The following is a 16,788-nucleotide window of genomic DNA, read 5'->3' as shown; positions in this document are numbered from 1 at the left end:
ATTCCAGTTGGTTATGCAAAGTATGAAAAATATGAATTTGAGTTATTTAATGTAACCCCATAGGATCAGCCTCACAAGCCAAGGGGTTATTGATTCGTTCAAGGCCCGGGGCATAGAAACAAGCTGATGAGGAACCGTCTGATGGCCGGCAAAACGCTCTACGACAAGCTCTGGGATTCGCATTTGGTCAAGCAGCGCGACGATGGCTCGGCGCTGATCTACATCGATCGTCACATCATCCACGAAGTGACTTCGCCGCAAGCCTTCGAAGGCCTGCGCCTGGCCGGGCGCAAGCCTTGGCGCATCGATGCCAACATCGCGACCCCGGACCACAACGTACCGACCACCCCGGAGCGCAAGGGCGGCATCGAAGCCATTGCCGACCAGGTCTCGCGCTTGCAGGTCCAGACCCTCGACGATAACTGTGACGAATACGGCATCGTCGAATTCAAGATGAATGACGTGCGCCAAGGCATCGTCCACGTCATCGGCCCGGAGCAGGGCGCGACCTTGCCTGGCATGACCGTGGTCTGCGGCGATTCGCACACCTCGACCCACGGTGCTTTCGGGGCCCTGGCCCATGGCATCGGCACCTCCGAGGTGGAGCATGTGCTCGCCACCCAGTGCCTGGTCGCCAAGAAAATGAAAAACATGCTGGTGCGCGTCGAGGGCAAGTTGCCGTTCGGTGTGACCGCCAAGGACATCGTCCTGGCGGTGATCGGCAAGATCGGCACCGCCGGCGGTAACGGCCATGCCATCGAGTTCGCCGGCAGCGCGATCCGCGACTTGTCCGTCGAAGGCCGCATGACCATCTGCAACATGTCCATCGAGGCCGGTGCCCGCGTTGGCCTGGTGGCCGCTGATGAAAAAACCGTGGAATACGTCAAGGGTCGTCCGTTCTCGCCAAAAGGCGCGGAATGGGACATGGCGGTCGAGGCCTGGAAAGACCTGGTGTCGGATGCCGATGCCAAGTTCGACACCGTGGTCGAGCTCGACGCCACGCAGATCAAGCCGCAAGTCAGCTGGGGCACTTCGCCTGAGATGGTGTTGGCGGTGGACCAGAACGTACCGGATCCGGCCAAGGAAATGGACCTGGTCAAGCGCGACTCCATCGTCCGCGCCTTGAAATACATGGGCTTGAGCGCCAACCAGGCGATCACCGATATTCAGCTCGACCGCGTGTTCATCGGTTCTTGCACCAACTCGCGGATCGAAGACCTGCGCGCCGCAGCGGTGATCGCCAAGGGCCGCAAGGTTGCTTCGACCATCAAGCAGGCCATCGTGGTGCCGGGCTCGGGCCTGGTGAAGGCCCAGGCGGAAGCGGAAGGGCTGGACAAGATTTTCCTCGAAGCCGGTTTCGAATGGCGTGAGCCGGGGTGCTCGATGTGCCTGGCGATGAACCCGGACCGCTTGGAGTCGGGCGAGCATTGCGCCTCCACCTCCAACCGTAACTTCGAAGGCCGTCAGGGCGCCGGTGGCCGTACGCACCTGGTGAGCCCGGCCATGGCCGCGGCGGCGGCTGTCAATGGCCGTTTCGTCGACGTCCGCGAATTGATCTGAAGGAGCGCAGCATGAAAGCTTTTACCCAGCACACCGGTCTTGTCGCGCCTTTGGATCGTGCCAACGTCGACACCGACCAGATCATTCCCAAGCAGTTCCTGAAGTCCATCAAGCGCACCGGCTTCGGCCCGAACCTGTTCGACGAGTGGCGCTACCTGGATGTCGGCCAGCCGTACCAGGACAACTCCAAGCGGCCGTTGAACAAGGATTTCGTGCTCAACGCCGAGCGTTACCAGGGCGCCAGCGTGTTGCTGGCCCGTGAGAACTTCGGCTGCGGCTCGAGCCGCGAGCACGCGCCATGGGCCCTGGAAGAGTACGGTTTCCGCAGCATCATCGCGCCGAGCTATGCCGACATCTTCTTCAACAACAGCTTCAAGAACGGCTTGCTGCCGATCATCCTCAGCGATGCTGACGTGGATGAGCTGTTCCAGCAGGTCGAGGCCAACCCCGGCTATCAACTGCAGATCGACCTGGCCGCCCAGACCGTGACCCGTCCTGACGGCAAGGTACTGGGTTTCGAGATCGACGCGTTCCGCAAGCATTGCCTGCTCAATGGCCTGGATGACATCGGCCTGACCTTGCAGGACGGCGAGGCGATTGCCGCGTTCGAGGCCAAGCACCGGGCGAGCCAGCCTTGGTTGTTTCGCGATGCTTGATGGATTGATGTAGGCAGTACTGGCCCTATCGCGAGCAAGCTCGCTCCCACAGGTGTTTTGTGAACGCCAAAAATTCCCTGTGGGAGCGAGCTTGCTCGCGATGAGGCCCGCCCAGGCAACACAACACCAAAAGGAAGTCCCCATGACCAGCACCGCCCACAGTCAGGTTGTACAAAAGCAATTCGGTGAACAGGCCTCGGCCTATCTGAGCAGTGCCGTGCACGCCCAGGGCGCTGAATTCGCGCTGCTACAGGCTGCATTGGCCGGTCGTGGCGATGCCCGGGTGCTGGACCTGGGGTGCGGCGCCGGCCATGTGAGTTTCCACGTGGCGCCGCTGGCCGGTGAAGTGGTGGCTTATGATTTGTCCCAGCAGATGCTCGACGTGGTCGCCACGGCGGCTGCCGAGCGTGGCCTGGGCAATATCAGCACGGTATGCGGCGCCGCTGAGCGCCTGCCGTTCGCCGACGCTGAGTTCGACTTCGTGTTCAGCCGCTATTCGGCGCATCATTGGAGCGACCTGGGCCTGGCGTTGCGAGAAGTGCGCCGGGTGCTCAAGCCGGGCGGGGTGGTGGCGTTCATCGACGTCCTGTCGCCTGGCATGCCGTTGCTGGACACGTACCTGCAAAGCGTCGAAGTGCTGCGCGACACTAGCCACGTGCGCGATTATTCTGCCGGCGAGTGGTTGCGCCAGGTCAGCGAAGCGGGGTTGCACACCCGCAGCACCTCGCGCCAACGCCTGCGCCTGGAATATCGCTCCTGGGTCGAGCGCATGCGCACCCCCGAGGTGATGCGGGCGGCGATTCTCCAGCTGCAGCGCTCGATGGGTGACGAAGTGCGTGAATATTTTGAAATTGAGGCCGATGGTTCGTTCAGTACAGATGTACTGGTGCTGTGGGCCGAGCGATAGCATTTTTCCCGGCCAGGCGTTGGGTACAAAGCCCAGGCGTGTGCCGACAGAGCAAACGAGGAAAGCATGAGCAAGCAGATTCTGATTCTCCCAGGTGATGGCATTGGCCCGGAAATCATGGCCGAAGCGGTCAAGGTCCTGGAGCTGGCGAACGACAAGTACGGCCTGGGCTTCGAACTCAGCCACGATGTGATCGGCGGCGCAGCCATCGACAAGCACGGCGTGCCCCTGGCCGATGAAACCCTGGACCGTGCCCGTGCAGCCGATGCCGTGCTGCTGGGCGCCGTGGGCGGCCCGAAATGGGACAAGATCGAACGTGACATCCGTCCTGAGCGTGGCCTGCTGAAGATTCGCGCGCAACTGGGCCTGTTCGGCAACCTGCGTCCGGCGATTCTTTACCCGCAACTGGCCGATGCATCGAGCCTGAAGCCGGAAATCGTTGCTGGCCTGGATATCCTCATCGTTCGCGAGCTGACCGGCGGCATCTACTTCGGCGCCCCGCGTGGCACCCGTGAGCTGGATAATGGCGAGCGCCAGGCCTACGACACCCTGCCGTACAGCGAAAGCGAAATCCGCCGTATTGCCCGGGTTGGCTTCGACATGGCTCGCGTGCGTGGCAAGAAACTGTGCTCGGTGGACAAGGCCAACGTACTGGCTTCCAGCCAACTGTGGCGTGAAGTGGTCGAGCAGGTGGCCAAGGATTACCCGGACATCGAGCTGAGCCACATGTACGTCGACAACGCCGCCATGCAACTGGTGCGTGCGCCGAAGCAGTTCGACGTGATCGTCACCGACAACATGTTCGGCGACATCCTGTCCGACGAAGCGTCGATGCTCACCGGTTCCATCGGCATGCTGCCGTCGGCCTCCCTGGACGCCAACAACAAGGGTATGTACGAGCCGTGCCACGGTTCGGCGCCGGACATCGCCGGGCAGGGCATTGCCAACCCGTTGGCGACCATCCTGTCGGTGTCGATGATGCTGCGCTACAGCTTCAACTTGAACGATGCCGCCGACGCGATCGAAAAAGCCGTCAGCGTGGTCTTGGACCAGGGCTTGCGCACTGGTGATATCTGGTCGCAAGGTTGTACCAAAGTCGGTACGCAGCAAATGGGCGATGCAGTAGTCGCCGCGCTGCGGAATCTGTAATCTTTCGGGCCCACCGCTTCGACGGTGGCCCACTTTTGTATAGGTGTAGTTGCGATGAAACGTGTAGGTCTGATCGGTTGGCGCGGCATGGTCGGTTCCGTGCTCATGCAGCGAATGCTGGAAGAGCAGGATTTCGATCTCATTGAGCCGGTGTTTTTCACCACTTCCAATGTCGGTGGCCAGGGCCCGTCCGTGGGCAAGGACACCGGTGCGCTCAAGGATGCCTACAGCATCGAAGAGCTCAAGACGCTCGACGTGATCCTGACCTGCCAGGGCGGCGACTACACCAGCGAAGTCTTCCCCAAGCTGCGTGAAGCCGGCTGGCAGGGTTACTGGATCGACGCCGCTTCCAGCCTGCGCATGCAGGACGACGCGGTGATCGTCCTCGACCCGGTGAACCGCAAGGTCATCGACCAGCAGCTGGACGCGGGCACCAAGAACTACATCGGCGGCAACTGCACCGTCAGCCTGATGCTGATGGGTCTGGGCGGCCTGTTCGAAGCCGGTCTGGTGGAGTGGATGAGCGCCATGACCTACCAGGCAGCGTCCGGTGCCGGCGCGCAGAACATGCGTGAGCTGATCAAGCAGATGGGCGCCACCCATGCCGCCGTCGCCGATGACCTGGCCAACCCGGCCAGCGCCATCCTCGACATCGACCGCAAGGTCGCCGAGGCGATGCGCAGCGATGCCTACCCAACCGAGAACTTCGGCGTACCGCTGGCTGGCAGCCTGATCCCCTGGATCGACAAGGAACTGCCTAACGGCCAGAGCCGTGAAGAGTGGAAGGCCCAGGCCGAAACCAACAAGATCCTGGGTCGCTTCAAGAGCCCGATCCCGGTGGACGGTATCTGCGTGCGCATCGGCGCCATGCGCTGCCACAGCCAGGCGCTGACCATCAAGCTGAACAAAGACGTGCCGATCGCCGACATCGAAGGGTTGATCAGCCAGCACAACCCTTGGGTCAAGCTGGTGCCGAACAACCGCGAAATCAGCATGCAGGAGCTGAGCCCGACCAAGGTCACCGGCACCCTGAACGTACCGGTGGGTCGTTTGCGCAAGCTCAACATGGGTTCGCAATTCGTCGGCGCCTTCACCGTCGGCGACCAACTGCTGTGGGGCGCGGCCGAACCGCTGCGTCGCATGCTGCGGATCCTGCTCGAGCGTTGATCGATTGCTGCTGTGAAAGAACCCGTGCCTTGTGAGAGGTGCGGGTTTTTTATTGGGGGCGGTTGTGTGTCAGGGCTGGCCTCATCGCGAGCAAGCTCGCTCCCACAGGTTTTGTGGCCACTGAAGACCCCATGTGGGAGCGAGCTTGCTCGCGATGAGGCCAGCCCAGGCACTGCAAAGCCTCCGGCCAATTGCCTGCATACCCACCACCCGGTAAAGTGCCGCTCCCCACGTTTTACCTGAGGTAGACCCATGAGCCAGTCCTTTGATATTGCCGTGATCGGCGCCACCGGTACTGTCGGCGAAACCCTCGTCCAGATTCTCGAAGAGCGGGACTTCCCGGTCGGCAACCTGCACCTGCTGGCCAGCAGCGAATCGGCAGGCAGCTCGGTGATGTTCCGCGGCAAAAACGTGCGGGTGCGCGAAGTCGACGAGTTCGATTTCAGCAAAGTCCAACTGGTGTTCTTCGCCGCCGGCCCGGCGGTGACCCTGAGTTTCGCCCCGCGGGCCACGGCGGCCGGTTGTGCGCTGATTGACCTGTCCGGCGCCTTGCCGCCCGAACAGGCGCCGCAGATCGTGCCGGAAGCCAACGCCCAGGTGCTCGCCGGTTTGAGCAAGCCGTTGCAGGTCGGTAGCCCCAGCGCCTCGGCCACGGCCTTGGCGGTCGTGCTGGCGCCGCTGCGCGAATGCCTGGACTTGCAGCGCATCAGCCTGACCGCCAGCCTCGCTGTGTCGGCCCAGGGCCGCGTGGCCGTGAGCGAATTGGCGCGCCAGACCGCCGAGCTGCTCAACGCCCGTCCGCTGGAGCCGAAATTCTTTGATCGGCAGATGGCGTTCAACCTGCTGGCCCAGGTCGGCATCCCGGACGAGCAGGGCCATACGCAGCTGGAAAAGCGCCTGGTCCGCGAGTTGCGCCAGGTGCTGAATCAACCTTTGTTAAAGATTTCCGTAACTTGCATTCAAGCCCCGGTGTTTTTTGGCGATAGCTTTAGCGTGACTGTGCAGTCTGCCAGTCCCATCGACCTGGCCAAGGTCAACGCGGCGTTGGAAGCGGCACCCGGTATCGAGCTGGTGGATGCGGGCGATTACCCGACGGCGGTGGGCGATGCGGTGGGGCAGGATGTGGTCTACGTTGGTCGTGTGCGCGGTGGGATCGACGATCCGGCGGAACTAAATATGTGGCTGACGTCAGATAACGTGCGCAAGGGCGCGGCGCTCAATGCGGTGCAGGTGGCTGAGTTGTTGATAAAAGACTTGCTGTAAAAGATACTTGGCATCAATTTGTCGAATGATTCTAGCTGGGCGCTATGCTTGGTCGGAATGCTGAAGGCGAACATCCCTCTGGGGGACTTTCCCGGGGCATGAGTGAAATGATCGCGCGCACCGTCGCTTCGGGGCTGCGCGCAATGCCTTACGGCAGCGGCATCAATACCTTCTCGCTGGCCGAGGAATGTTCAAACAAAGGAAGAGGCTATGGTTCAAGTTCGCAAACTGGTGTTAGCAATAGCGGCCGCCTCGGCGCTGTCCTCCGGTATGGCGCAAGCGCTCGGGCTCGGGGAATTGACCCTGAAGTCGACGCCGAACCAGCCCCTGGTCGCCGAGATCGAGTTGCTCGACGTCCAGCAACTGACCGCTGCCGAAGTCGTGCCGAGCCTGGCCTCGCCCGATGACTTCGCCAAGGCCGGCGTCGACCGCCAGGCCTTTCTCAATGACCTGAGCTTCACCCCGGTGATCAACGCCAATGGCAAGAGCGTCCTGCGGGTAACGTCCAGCCGGCCGCTGTCTGAACCGATGGTCAAGTTCCTGGTGCAGGTGATGTGGCCCAACGGCCGTCTGCTGCGCGACTACAGCGTATTGCTCGATCCTTCCAAATTCTCGCCACAGGCCGCCGACGCCGCCCGGGCGAAACCGCCCCAGGTCGTGTCCACGCCGGTCACCGGGGCGACCAAGCCTTCGCAATACACCACCACGCCGCGCGATACCCTGTGGGAAATCGCCGCCAAGGTGCGTAACGGTGGATCGGTCCAGCAAACCATGCTGGCGATCCAGGCGTTGAACCCGAACGCATTCATCAACGGCAACATCAACCTGCTCAAGACCGGCCAGGTATTGCGCCTGCCGGACCCGGTGCAAAGCACTGCATTGCCGCAACCCCAGGCCATCGCTGAAGTGGCTGCGCAGAACGCCGCCTGGCGCTCGGGTCGTCGTAGCGTGGCGGGTGCTGGCAAGCAGCAATTGGATGCTACCAAGCGTGGCCGTGGTGAAGGCGCGCCGGCACAGGCTGCCGGCCGCGACAACTTGAGCCTGGTGTCGGCTGACTCAGCGAAGGCGGGCGGCAAGGGCAAGGGCGCTGCCGGCGATGCCCAGGCGCTCACCAACAAGCTTGCAGTCACCCAGGAAAGCCTCGACTCGGCTCGCCGGGATAACGAAGAACTGAAAAGCCGCATGGCGGATCTGCAGAGCCAACTGGACAAACTGCAGCGCCTGATCGAGCTGAAGAACAACCAACTGGCCAAGATGCAGGCCGAAGGTGCCGCCGTTCCTCCTGCTGGCGAGGCACCTCCTGCAATGTCCGCAGAGCTGACCCCTGCGCCAGCGGCACAGGCCCCGGCGGCTGCACCTGCGCCAGAGGCAGCCCCGGAAGCGACGCCGCCTGCCACTGCGGTCGAGCCGACGCCTGCCGCGTCCAACGAGCAAAAATACAACGACCTGCTGACCAATCCGATCCTGCTGGGATTGATTGGCGGCGGCGCGCTGCTCCTGCTGTTGTTGCTGTTGTTGCTCGCCCGTCGCCGCAAGGCTCAACAGGAAGCGGAAAAGCACTTGCGCATGGCCCGAGCCCTCGAGGAGGAGGCTGACTTCTCCCCGGAGCTCGATCTGCCCCCGAGCAGCTTCGAGGGCATTGATGTTCCGCCGCCAAGCGTAAAACTTGAGCCAAAACCCGTGCCTGCCCCTGCGCCAGTCCCCAAGCCGGCTCCAGTGGTTGCGCCTGTGGTGGTCACACCGCCTATCGCGGCGCCATTGGTGGCTCCGGCTGCCGAGCGCTCCGACGACGTGCTGCCCCAGGCCCAGTCCCATATCGATCGCGGCCGCTTGAACCAGGCCGCCGACCTGCTTGAACAAGGCATCAAGGCCGAGCCCCAGCGCAGCGACCTGCGCCTGAAGCTGATGGAAGTCTACGGTCAGCAGGGCGACCGCGACGCTTTCGTCGCCCAGGAACGCCAGTTGGTGGCCAATGGCGAAAACTTCGCCCAGGTCGAACAGCTGAAAAGCCGTTTCCCGGCCATGGTGATCGCCTCCGCCGCTGGCTTGGCCGCCGCGACAGTGGCAGCAGAGCTGGACGCGCAGTACGTCAAGGAGCTGTTGGAAGACAAGACACCGACCGACGAAGAGCTGGACAGCGCCTTCGACCTGAGCCTGGATGACCTGGAAACGACCCCGGCTGCGCCGACGCCAGAGCCTGTCGCTGAGCTGGACGCGTTCCCGGAAGACGACGACCTGAGTTTCGAGTCGGTGCTCAAGCAGCAGACTGAAGCCAACGAAAGCCTGGATGACCTGTCGGAATTCGACCTGGACCTGGGCGCCGATGCGCCGACCCCGATCCCGGCGCTCGACGACGAAGACTTCCTGCTGGACCTGGACGACGATCTCAAGGGCCTGGATTTGCCTGCGACTGAAGCGCCAGCCTTGGCTGACACCCCAGCCGACGATCTCGAACTGCCGGCGGACTTCGATCTGTCCCTGTCTGACGAAATGGACGCGCACGATGCGCCCAAGGATGCCTTCGAGTCCGAGCTGGATGATGTAAACGCCGAGCTGGATCGCCTGTCCGACAGCCTGGGCCAGCCGACGTTTACCGCCGAAGATGCCCTGGTCGGTGCTGAAGACGAACCGGACTTCGACTTCCTTAGCGGTACCGACGAAGTGGCGACCAAGCTCGATCTGGCCCAGGCCTACATCGACATGGGCGACAACGACGGCGCCCGCGACATCCTCGGCGAAGTCCTCAGCGAAGGCGACGCCACCCAGAAGAGCGAAGCGCAGGAGATGTTGTCACGTTTGGCTTGAGTCAGTGGTTATACAAGAACGGCAGCCGGTGAGGCTGCCGTTTTTGTTTGCGGCGGGATTTGCGGGTGTTTGGACTGGCGTCATCGCGAGCAGGCTCGCTCCCACAGGGGATTTGCGGTGGGAGCAAAGCTTGCTCTCGATGACCAAGGTACATTCAACATCAATGCAAGCTGACCCACCGCTATCGCGAGCAAGCTCGGCTCCCACAGGGGGGTGGTGGGAGCAAAGCTTGCTCGCGATAGCGTCAGCTCATTCAACACAGGATCACCCGTCGGACTGGCATCCCAAGCCATCGGCCTTATAATGCCCGCCTTTGCGTACCTCAGCAGGCTGTAATTCCTTGGCAAACATAGACAACCCGGCCGCCGAAATGGCGGCCGACGGCTTTTTCCGGATCGCCTTGGGCGTTGAATACAAAGGCTCGCGCTATCGTGGCTGGCAGCGCCAGGCTTCCGGTGTATTGACTGTGCAGGAAACCCTTGAAAACGCCCTGTCCAAAGTCGCCGACTCGCCCGTGTCGCTGCATTGCGCCGGTCGTACCGATGCTGGTGTGCATGCCTGCGGCCAAGTGGTGCATTTCGACACCCAGGTCGAGCGCTCGATGAAGGCCTGGGTGATGGGCGCCAACATCAACTTGCCCCACGATGTCAGCGTCAGTTGGGCCAAGGTGATGCCGGCGCACTTCCATGCACGCTTCAAGGCCATCGCCCGGCGGTATCGCTACGTGATCTATAACGATCAGATCCGCCCGGCGCACCTGAACGAAGAAATCACCTGGAATCACCGCCCGCTGGACGTCGAGCGCATGGCCGAGGCCGCGCAATACCTGGTCGGCGTCCATGATTTCAGCGCCTTCCGTGCCGGCCAGTGCCAGGCCAAGTCGCCGATCAAAGAGTTGCATCACCTGCGCGTGACCCGTCACGGCAAGATGATCGTGCTCGACATCCGCGCCAGCGCGTTCCTGCATCACATGGTGCGCAACATTGCCGGCGTGCTGATGACCATTGGTGCTGGCGAACGGCCGGTGGAGTGGATCAAGGAAGTGCTCGACAGTCGCATCCGGCGCTCCGGTGGCGTCACGGCGCACCCGTTTGGCTTGTACCTGGTACAGGTCGAATATCGCGATGAATTCGAGCTGCCGGAGCGTTACATCGGGCCACATTTCCTCACGGGCTTCTCGGAACTCGACGGCTGACGCCCTCCGCAGCATTTGCTACCATCCGGGACTTTCACGGATTTGCCTGAGGTTTTACCCACCATGCCGGTCGTTCGCAGCAAGATTTGCGGGATCACCCGCGTCGAGGACGCGTTGGCGGCGGTCGAGGCCGGGGCCGATGCCATCGGGCTGGTGTTTTACGCCAAGAGCCCGCGCGCGGTGACGGTGCAGCAGGCGAGGGCGATCGTCGAGGCCCTGCCGCCGTTCGTGACCTCGGTGGGCCTGTTCGTCAATGCCGGTCGTTGCGAGTTGGGCGAAATACTCGATGCGGTGCCGCTGGGTTTGTTGCAGTTCCATGGCGACGAGGCCCCGGCCGATTGCGAGGGCTGGCATCGCCCATACATCAAGGCGTTGCGGGTCAAGGCCGGGGATGACATTGCCGCCAGTTGCGCAGCTTTCGCCGGTGCCAGCGGCATTTTGCTGGACACCTATGTGGAAGGCGTTCCCGGAGGGACCGGTGAAGCGTTCGATTGGTCGCTGGTGCCCCAAGGCCTGGACAAACCGATTATCCTGGCCGGTGGCCTGACCGTGGACAACGTGGCTCAGGCCATTCGCCAGGTTCGCCCTTACGCGGTGGACGTGAGCGGAGGTGTGGAGCAGAGCAAGGGCATCAAGGACCCTGCAAAGATTCGTGCATTCATGGCCGCTGTGCGCAGTAGCCAGTCGTCAATGTGACGGCTGGCAGACTGCCGCCGTCCATACCAGCACTGTACAAAGCAGGCAGGTGCCGCCTCCGGGTGGGCCGATAGCGAAGTGGTAGCCGCCGTGCGGTTGCCGGGATGGCAGAGGAAGGTTGGGTTGCACGCAGGTCATGTTTTGCACTGACCGTGGCGGCCCCTCGACTCGCCGCACAATGAATTTAGCTCAAGGGCATACGCGGGGCCGCGAACCAAAGCGTTCGGGCCGCCGGTACTGGAGAAAGAAAGCATGAGCAACTGGTTGGTAGACAAACTGATCCCTTCGATCATGCGTTCCGAGGTGAAGAAAAGCTCGGTGCCTGAAGGTCTGTGGCACAAATGTCCATCCTGCGAGGCGGTGCTGTACCGTCCCGAACTGGAAAAGACCCTGGACGTTTGCCCCAAGTGCAACCACCACATGCGCATCGGCGCGCGTGCCCGTATCGACATTTTCCTCGATGCCGAAGGCCGTGTTGAGCTGGGTGCCGACCTGGAGCCAGTGGATCGCCTGAAATTCCGCGATGGCAAGAAATACAAGGACCGCCTGACCGCTGCCCAGAAGCAGACCGGCGAAAAAGATGCGCTGATATCCATGAGCGGCACCCTGCTGGGCATGCCGGTGGTGGTCTCGGCCTTCGAATTTTCCTTCATGGGCGGTTCCATGGGCGCCATCGTCGGTGAGCGCTTCGTTCGTGCCGCCAACTACGCTCTGGAAAACCGTTGCCCGATGATCTGCTTCGCCGCTTCCGGCGGTGCGCGGATGCAGGAAGCGCTGATCTCCCTGATGCAAATGGCCAAGACCTCCGCGGTGCTGGCGCGTCTGCGCGAAGAAGGCATTCCGTTCATCTCGGTGCTGACCGACCCGGTCTACGGTGGTGTTTCCGCCAGCCTGGCGATGCTGGGCGACGTGATCGTCGGTGAGCCGAAAGCCCTGATCGGCTTTGCCGGCCCGCGCGTGATCGAGCAGACCGTGCGTGAAAAACTGCCGGAAGGCTTCCAGCGCAGCGAGTTCCTGCTGGAGCACGGTGCCATCGACATGATCATCCATCGCCAGGAGCTGCGTCCGCGCCTGGGCAACCTGCTGGCCCAATTGATGGGTCTGCCGACGCCGAAATTCGTCGCCGCACCGATCGAGCCGATCGTGGTTCCGCCAGTGCCTGCCGGGCTATGACCCAACGCACCCTGGGCGACTGGCTTGCCTACCTCGAGCAGTTGCATCCATCGGCCATCGACATGGGGCTGGAGCGCTCGCAAACGGTAGCGTCCCGCATGGGACTGGCCAAGCCGGCGCCCCGGGTCATCACCGTCACTGGCACCAACGGCAAGGGTTCGACCTGCGCCTTCGTGGCCTCGTTGCTGCGGGCCCAGGGGCTGAGCGTCGGTGTCTACAGCTCGCCGCACCTGCTGCGCTACAACGAGCGGGTGCAAGTGAACGGCGTCGAAGCCACTGACGCCCAGCTGTGCGAAGCCTTTGCCGCAGTGGAAGCCGGGCGAGGCGATACAACCCTCACGTATTTCGAGATGGGCACGCTGGCGGCGTTCTGGTTGTTTGCCCGTGCCGGTCTCGATGCGGTCGTGCTGGAAGTCGGCCTGGGCGGACGGTTGGATACGGTCAACCTGGTGGACGCAGACATTGCACTGGTCACCAGCATTGGCGTGGACCATGCCGATTACCTGGGCGATACCCGCGAATCCGTGGCCTTCGAGAAGGCCGGCATCTTTCGCCAGGGCGCGCCTGCGCTCTGCGGCGATCTCAATCCTCCCCAGCCGTTGCTGGACAAGGTTCGCGAATTGAACTGCCCGTTCTTTCTGCGCGGGCGGGATTTCGACCTGGCGATGACCGAGCAGCACTGGCAATGGCGCGGCAGCGACCTGCAGGGCAATCCGGTGGAATTGCACGATCTGCCCTTGCTGGACCTGCCGATGGAAAACGCCGCCCTGGCGCTCCAGGCCTACCTGTTGCTGGGCTTGCCATGGGATGCCGGGCAAATCGTCCAGGCGCTGCAGGCGACCCGTGTGGTCGGGCGCCTCGATCGTCGTCGGTTCGATTGGCAAGGCAAGCGTCTGAACCTGTTGCTGGATGTCGGCCATAACCCCCACGCGGCGCAGTACCTGGCCGAGCGCCTGGCACGGCGGCCCGTGGTGGGGCGGCGCCTGGCGGTGTTCGGGCTGCTGTCCGACAAGGATCTGGATGGCGTTGTCGAGGCGTTGGGTGCTAGTGTCCAGCATTGGGCGGTGACGCCACTGGATTCGCCGCGCTCGCGTACCGCGGCGCAGTTGCAGGAAGCCTTGCAGCGCCATGGCGCTTCAGTGCAAGCCTACGCTAGCGTGGCCGATGCCTTGGAAGGGCAGTGCGCCCTGGCGACGGCCGATGATGAAATCCTGCTGTTCGGATCATTTTTTTGTGTTGCCGAGGCCCTTCAATGGTTGGCCCGGCGCTCCACGGAGGAGGCTGCAGATGGCATTGCTGGATAAGGCGTACAAGCAGCGCATGGTCGGGGCCCTGGTGTTGGTGGCCCTGGCGGTGATTTTCCTGCCGATGCTGTTTTCCCGTCAGGACGAGCAACGCCAGGTCACAGTTGACGCGCCGGCCGCGCCCCAGGCGCCTTCGGTACCGCCTGTGCAGGTTGAGCCGGTGGCGGTGCCCGAGCCCCAGGCATTGCCTCAGGAACCTGTCCCGAGCGACGAGGAGCTGGCCGAGCAGTCGGCGCCGTCGATGCCGATTGCGCCTGCACCTGCACCCGCAACGCCTGCGCCTGCCGCACCGAACAAGCCGTCAGTCGCTCCGGCTCCAGCCCCCGTTCCGGCCGCTCCAGCGGTCAAGCCGGCCCCAAGCCAGCCGATTACCGCCGCCACGACCAAGCCGGACACCACGCAAAGCCGCGTGGATGCCAATGGCCTGTCGGTCAGTTGGTCGGTGCAACTGGCCAGCCTGACCAGTCGCGAAAGTGCCGAGAACTTGCAGAAAACCCTGCGCAGCCAGGGCTACAACGCCTACATCCGTTCCGCCGATGGCAAGAATCGGGTGTTTGTCGGCCCGCTGATCGAGCGTGCCGAAGCCGACCGCCTGCGTGATCTGCTCAGCCGCCAGCAGAACCTCAAGGGTTTTGTGGTGCGCTTCCAGCCAGAGCGCGGCTGACAGCGATTTAGCTGATTTGAATCGTGCGGCTTACCGACAGCCCTGCGCTCTGCTAAAATGCGCCGCCTTATCTGTCTGTAGGCTGCACCGTGCCATTTACCTGGGTTGACTGGGCGATCGTTGCGATCGTCGCCATCTCCGCATTGATCAGTCTGAGCCGCGGCTTCGTCAAGGAAGCCCTCTCGCTGCTGACCTGGATCATCGCGGGAGTCGTAGCCTGGATGTTTGGTGGTTCGCTGTCCCAGTACCTCGCCGGATACATCGAAACTCCGTCGGCTCGCGTGATCGCGGGCTGTGCCATCTTGTTTATCGCCACCTTGCTGGTTGGCGCAATGATCAATTATCTGATCGGCGAACTGATTCGCGTCACCGGGCTTTCCGGGACGGACCGGTTCCTGGGCATGGCCTTTGGCGCCGCGCGTGGCGCGTTGCTGGTGGTCGTGGCCGTCGGGCTCTTGAGCCTGGGGCCGGTACAGCAGGATACGTGGTGGCAGGAGTCCCGGCTCGTGCCACAATTTCTATTGGTCGCAGACTGGTCCAAAAACCTGATCCTGGGTTGGAGCAGTCAGTGGCTTGCCAGCGGTATCAGCGTACCCGCTGAAATACCGTTCAAGGAACACCTCTTGCCGATGGCCAAAACGCCGCAGTAAGTGTTGTTCAGTTCAGATCCATTAAGTAGGGGTTGCGTCGCATGTGTGGCATCGTCGGTATCGTCGGTAAGTCGAACGTCAATCAGGCGCTGTATGACGCGCTAACCGTGCTCCAGCACCGCGGCCAGGACGCTGCCGGTATCGTGACCAGCCATGACGGCCGGTTATTCCTGCGCAAGGACAACGGCCTGGTGCGTGATGTGTTCCACCAGCGCCACATGCAGCGCCTGGTCGGTCACATGGGTATCGGCCACGTGCGCTACCCGACCGCGGGCAGCTCGACGTCGGCTGAAGCCCAGCCGTTCTACGTCAACTCGCCGTACGGCATCACCTTGGCGCACAACGGCAACCTGACCAACGTCGAACAACTGGCCAAGGAGATCTACGAATCTGACTTGCGCCACGTCAACACCAATTCCGACTCGGAAGTGATGCTCAACGTGTTCGCTCACGAACTGGCCCAGCGCGGCAAGCTGCAGCCTACCGAGGAAGACGTGTTCGCCGCCGTGACCGACGTGCATAACCGTTGCGTCGGTGGCTATGCGGTGGTGGCGATGATCACCGGCTACGGCATCGTCGGTTTCCGCGATCCCCACGGTATCCGCCCGATCGTGTTCGGCCAGCGTCACACCGACGAAGGCGTCGAGTACATGATCGCCTCCGAAAGCGTGTCCCTGGACGTGCTGGGCTTCACCCTGATTCGCGACCTGGCCCCGGGCGAAGCGGTCTACATCACTGAAGACGGCAAGCTGCACACCCGTCAGTGCGCGACCAACCCGTCCTTGACCCCATGCATCTTCGAACACGTCTACCTGGCGCGTCCGGACTCGATCATCGACGGCGTCTCGGTCTACAAGGCCCGCCTGCGCATGGGTGAAAAACTGGCTGACAAGATCCTGCGCGAGCGTCCGGATCATGACATCGACGTGGTCATCCCGATCCCCGACACCAGCCGCACTGCGGCCCTGGAGCTGGCGAACCACCTGGGCGTCAAGTTCCGCGAAGGTTTCGTGAAGAACCGCTACATCGGCCGGACCTTCATCATGCCGGGCCAGGCTGCACGGAAAAAGTCCGTACGCCAGAAGCTCAACGCCATCGAACTGGAATTCCGCGGCAAGAACGTGATGCTGGTGGACGACTCCATCGTGCGTGGCACCACGTGCAAGCAGATCATCCAGATGGCCCGTGAAGCCGGTGCCAAGAACGTGTATTTCTGCTCTGCGGCCCCGGCTGTGCGCTACCCTAACGTCTACGGCATCGACATGCCGAGTGCCCATGAGCTGATCGCTCATAACCGTACCACCCAGGACGTGGCCGACCTGATCGGCGCCGACTGGTTGATCTACCAGGACCTGCCGGACCTGATCGAAGCGGTCGGTGGCGGCAAGATCAAGATCGAGCACTTCGATTGCGCGGTATTCGATGGCAAGTACGTCACCGGCGACATCGACGAGGCCTACCTGAACAAGATCGAGAACGCACGTAACGATGCGTCCAAGGCCAAGACTCAGGCGGTCAGCGCGATCATCGATCTGTACAACAATTGATTAACCAACCGGCCCTGAGGGGCCGGTTTGCGTTTAAACCGATTTCAGGAGT

At 62.5% G+C, this 16,788-nt stretch carries 14 protein-coding genes; all 14 read left to right on the top strand.

What is annotated here, in order from left to right:
* The first annotated feature begins 141 nt into the window (after positions 1-141).
* The 14 genes from leuC to purF all read left to right on the top strand — a co-directional run bounded on the left by leuC (position 142) and on the right by purF (position 16,736).
* The gene (gene leuC / locus KI235_RS20610) at positions 142-1,560 is read left to right on the top strand and encodes a 3-isopropylmalate dehydratase large subunit (protein ID WP_003203866.1); all 1,419 of its coding nucleotides are present in this window, start codon (positions 142-144) and stop codon (positions 1,558-1,560) included.
* 11 nt (positions 1,561-1,571) lie between these two features.
* On the top strand, positions 1,572-2,216 hold the full coding sequence (leuD, locus tag KI235_RS20605) for a 3-isopropylmalate dehydratase small subunit (protein WP_003203864.1): 645 nt from the start codon (positions 1,572-1,574) through the stop codon (positions 2,214-2,216).
* 142 nt (positions 2,217-2,358) lie between these two features.
* Complete coding sequence (locus KI235_RS20600) at positions 2,359-3,123, top strand: class I SAM-dependent methyltransferase (RefSeq protein ID WP_003203861.1); 765 nt, start codon at positions 2,359-2,361, stop codon at positions 3,121-3,123.
* A 66-nt stretch (positions 3,124-3,189) separates the two neighbouring features.
* Positions 3,190-4,272, top strand: a complete 1,083-nt coding sequence (leuB, locus tag KI235_RS20595; RefSeq protein WP_003203859.1) for a 3-isopropylmalate dehydrogenase — start codon at positions 3,190-3,192, stop codon at positions 4,270-4,272.
* 54 nt (positions 4,273-4,326) lie between these two features.
* Complete coding sequence (gene asd / locus KI235_RS20590) at positions 4,327-5,439, top strand: aspartate-semialdehyde dehydrogenase (RefSeq protein ID WP_003203857.1); 1,113 nt, start codon at positions 4,327-4,329, stop codon at positions 5,437-5,439.
* 252 nt (positions 5,440-5,691) lie between these two features.
* On the top strand, positions 5,692-6,702 hold the full coding sequence (locus KI235_RS20585; protein WP_003203855.1) for an aspartate-semialdehyde dehydrogenase: 1,011 nt from the start codon (positions 5,692-5,694) through the stop codon (positions 6,700-6,702).
* 210 nt (positions 6,703-6,912) lie between these two features.
* Positions 6,913-9,507, top strand: coding sequence for a FimV/HubP family polar landmark protein (locus KI235_RS20580; RefSeq protein ID WP_003203854.1), 2,595 nt, complete (start codon positions 6,913-6,915; stop codon positions 9,505-9,507).
* Positions 9,508-9,877: 370 nt separating this feature from the next.
* The gene (gene truA / locus KI235_RS20575; RefSeq protein WP_003203852.1) at positions 9,878-10,702 is read left to right on the top strand and encodes a tRNA pseudouridine(38-40) synthase TruA; all 825 of its coding nucleotides are present in this window, start codon (positions 9,878-9,880) and stop codon (positions 10,700-10,702) included.
* Positions 10,703-10,765: 63 nt separating this feature from the next.
* Positions 10,766-11,398, top strand: a complete 633-nt coding sequence (locus KI235_RS20570) for a phosphoribosylanthranilate isomerase (RefSeq protein ID WP_212795273.1) — start codon at positions 10,766-10,768, stop codon at positions 11,396-11,398.
* A 252-nt stretch (positions 11,399-11,650) separates the two neighbouring features.
* On the top strand, positions 11,651-12,571 hold the full coding sequence (gene accD / locus KI235_RS20565) for an acetyl-CoA carboxylase, carboxyltransferase subunit beta (protein ID WP_003203847.1): 921 nt from the start codon (positions 11,651-11,653) through the stop codon (positions 12,569-12,571).
* Positions 12,568-13,875 carry a bifunctional tetrahydrofolate synthase/dihydrofolate synthase gene (gene folC / locus KI235_RS20560; protein ID WP_003203845.1) on the top strand — a complete coding sequence of 436 codons (1,308 nt, stop codon included), beginning with the start codon at positions 12,568-12,570 and terminating at the stop codon, positions 13,873-13,875. Before accD ends, folC begins: the two co-directional genes overlap by 4 nt.
* The gene (locus tag KI235_RS20555) at positions 13,859-14,539 is read left to right on the top strand and encodes an SPOR domain-containing protein (protein ID WP_003203843.1); all 681 of its coding nucleotides are present in this window, start codon (positions 13,859-13,861) and stop codon (positions 14,537-14,539) included. Before folC ends, KI235_RS20555 begins: the two co-directional genes overlap by 17 nt.
* A gap of 89 nt (positions 14,540-14,628) precedes the next feature.
* Complete coding sequence (locus KI235_RS20550; protein ID WP_003179770.1) at positions 14,629-15,189, top strand: CvpA family protein; 561 nt, start codon at positions 14,629-14,631, stop codon at positions 15,187-15,189.
* 41 nt (positions 15,190-15,230) lie between these two features.
* Complete coding sequence (purF, locus tag KI235_RS20545; protein ID WP_003203840.1) at positions 15,231-16,736, top strand: amidophosphoribosyltransferase; 1,506 nt, start codon at positions 15,231-15,233, stop codon at positions 16,734-16,736.
* The last annotated feature ends 52 nt before the right edge of the window (positions 16,737-16,788 follow it).

It is taken from the genome of Pseudomonas sp. St386, assembly GCF_018325865.1.
In the GTDB taxonomy this organism is placed as follows: domain Bacteria; phylum Pseudomonadota; class Gammaproteobacteria; order Pseudomonadales; family Pseudomonadaceae; genus Aquipseudomonas; species Aquipseudomonas brassicacearum.
Note: the sequence above shows the minus strand (reverse complement) of the source record. Positions and strands in the feature narration are given on the sequence as shown.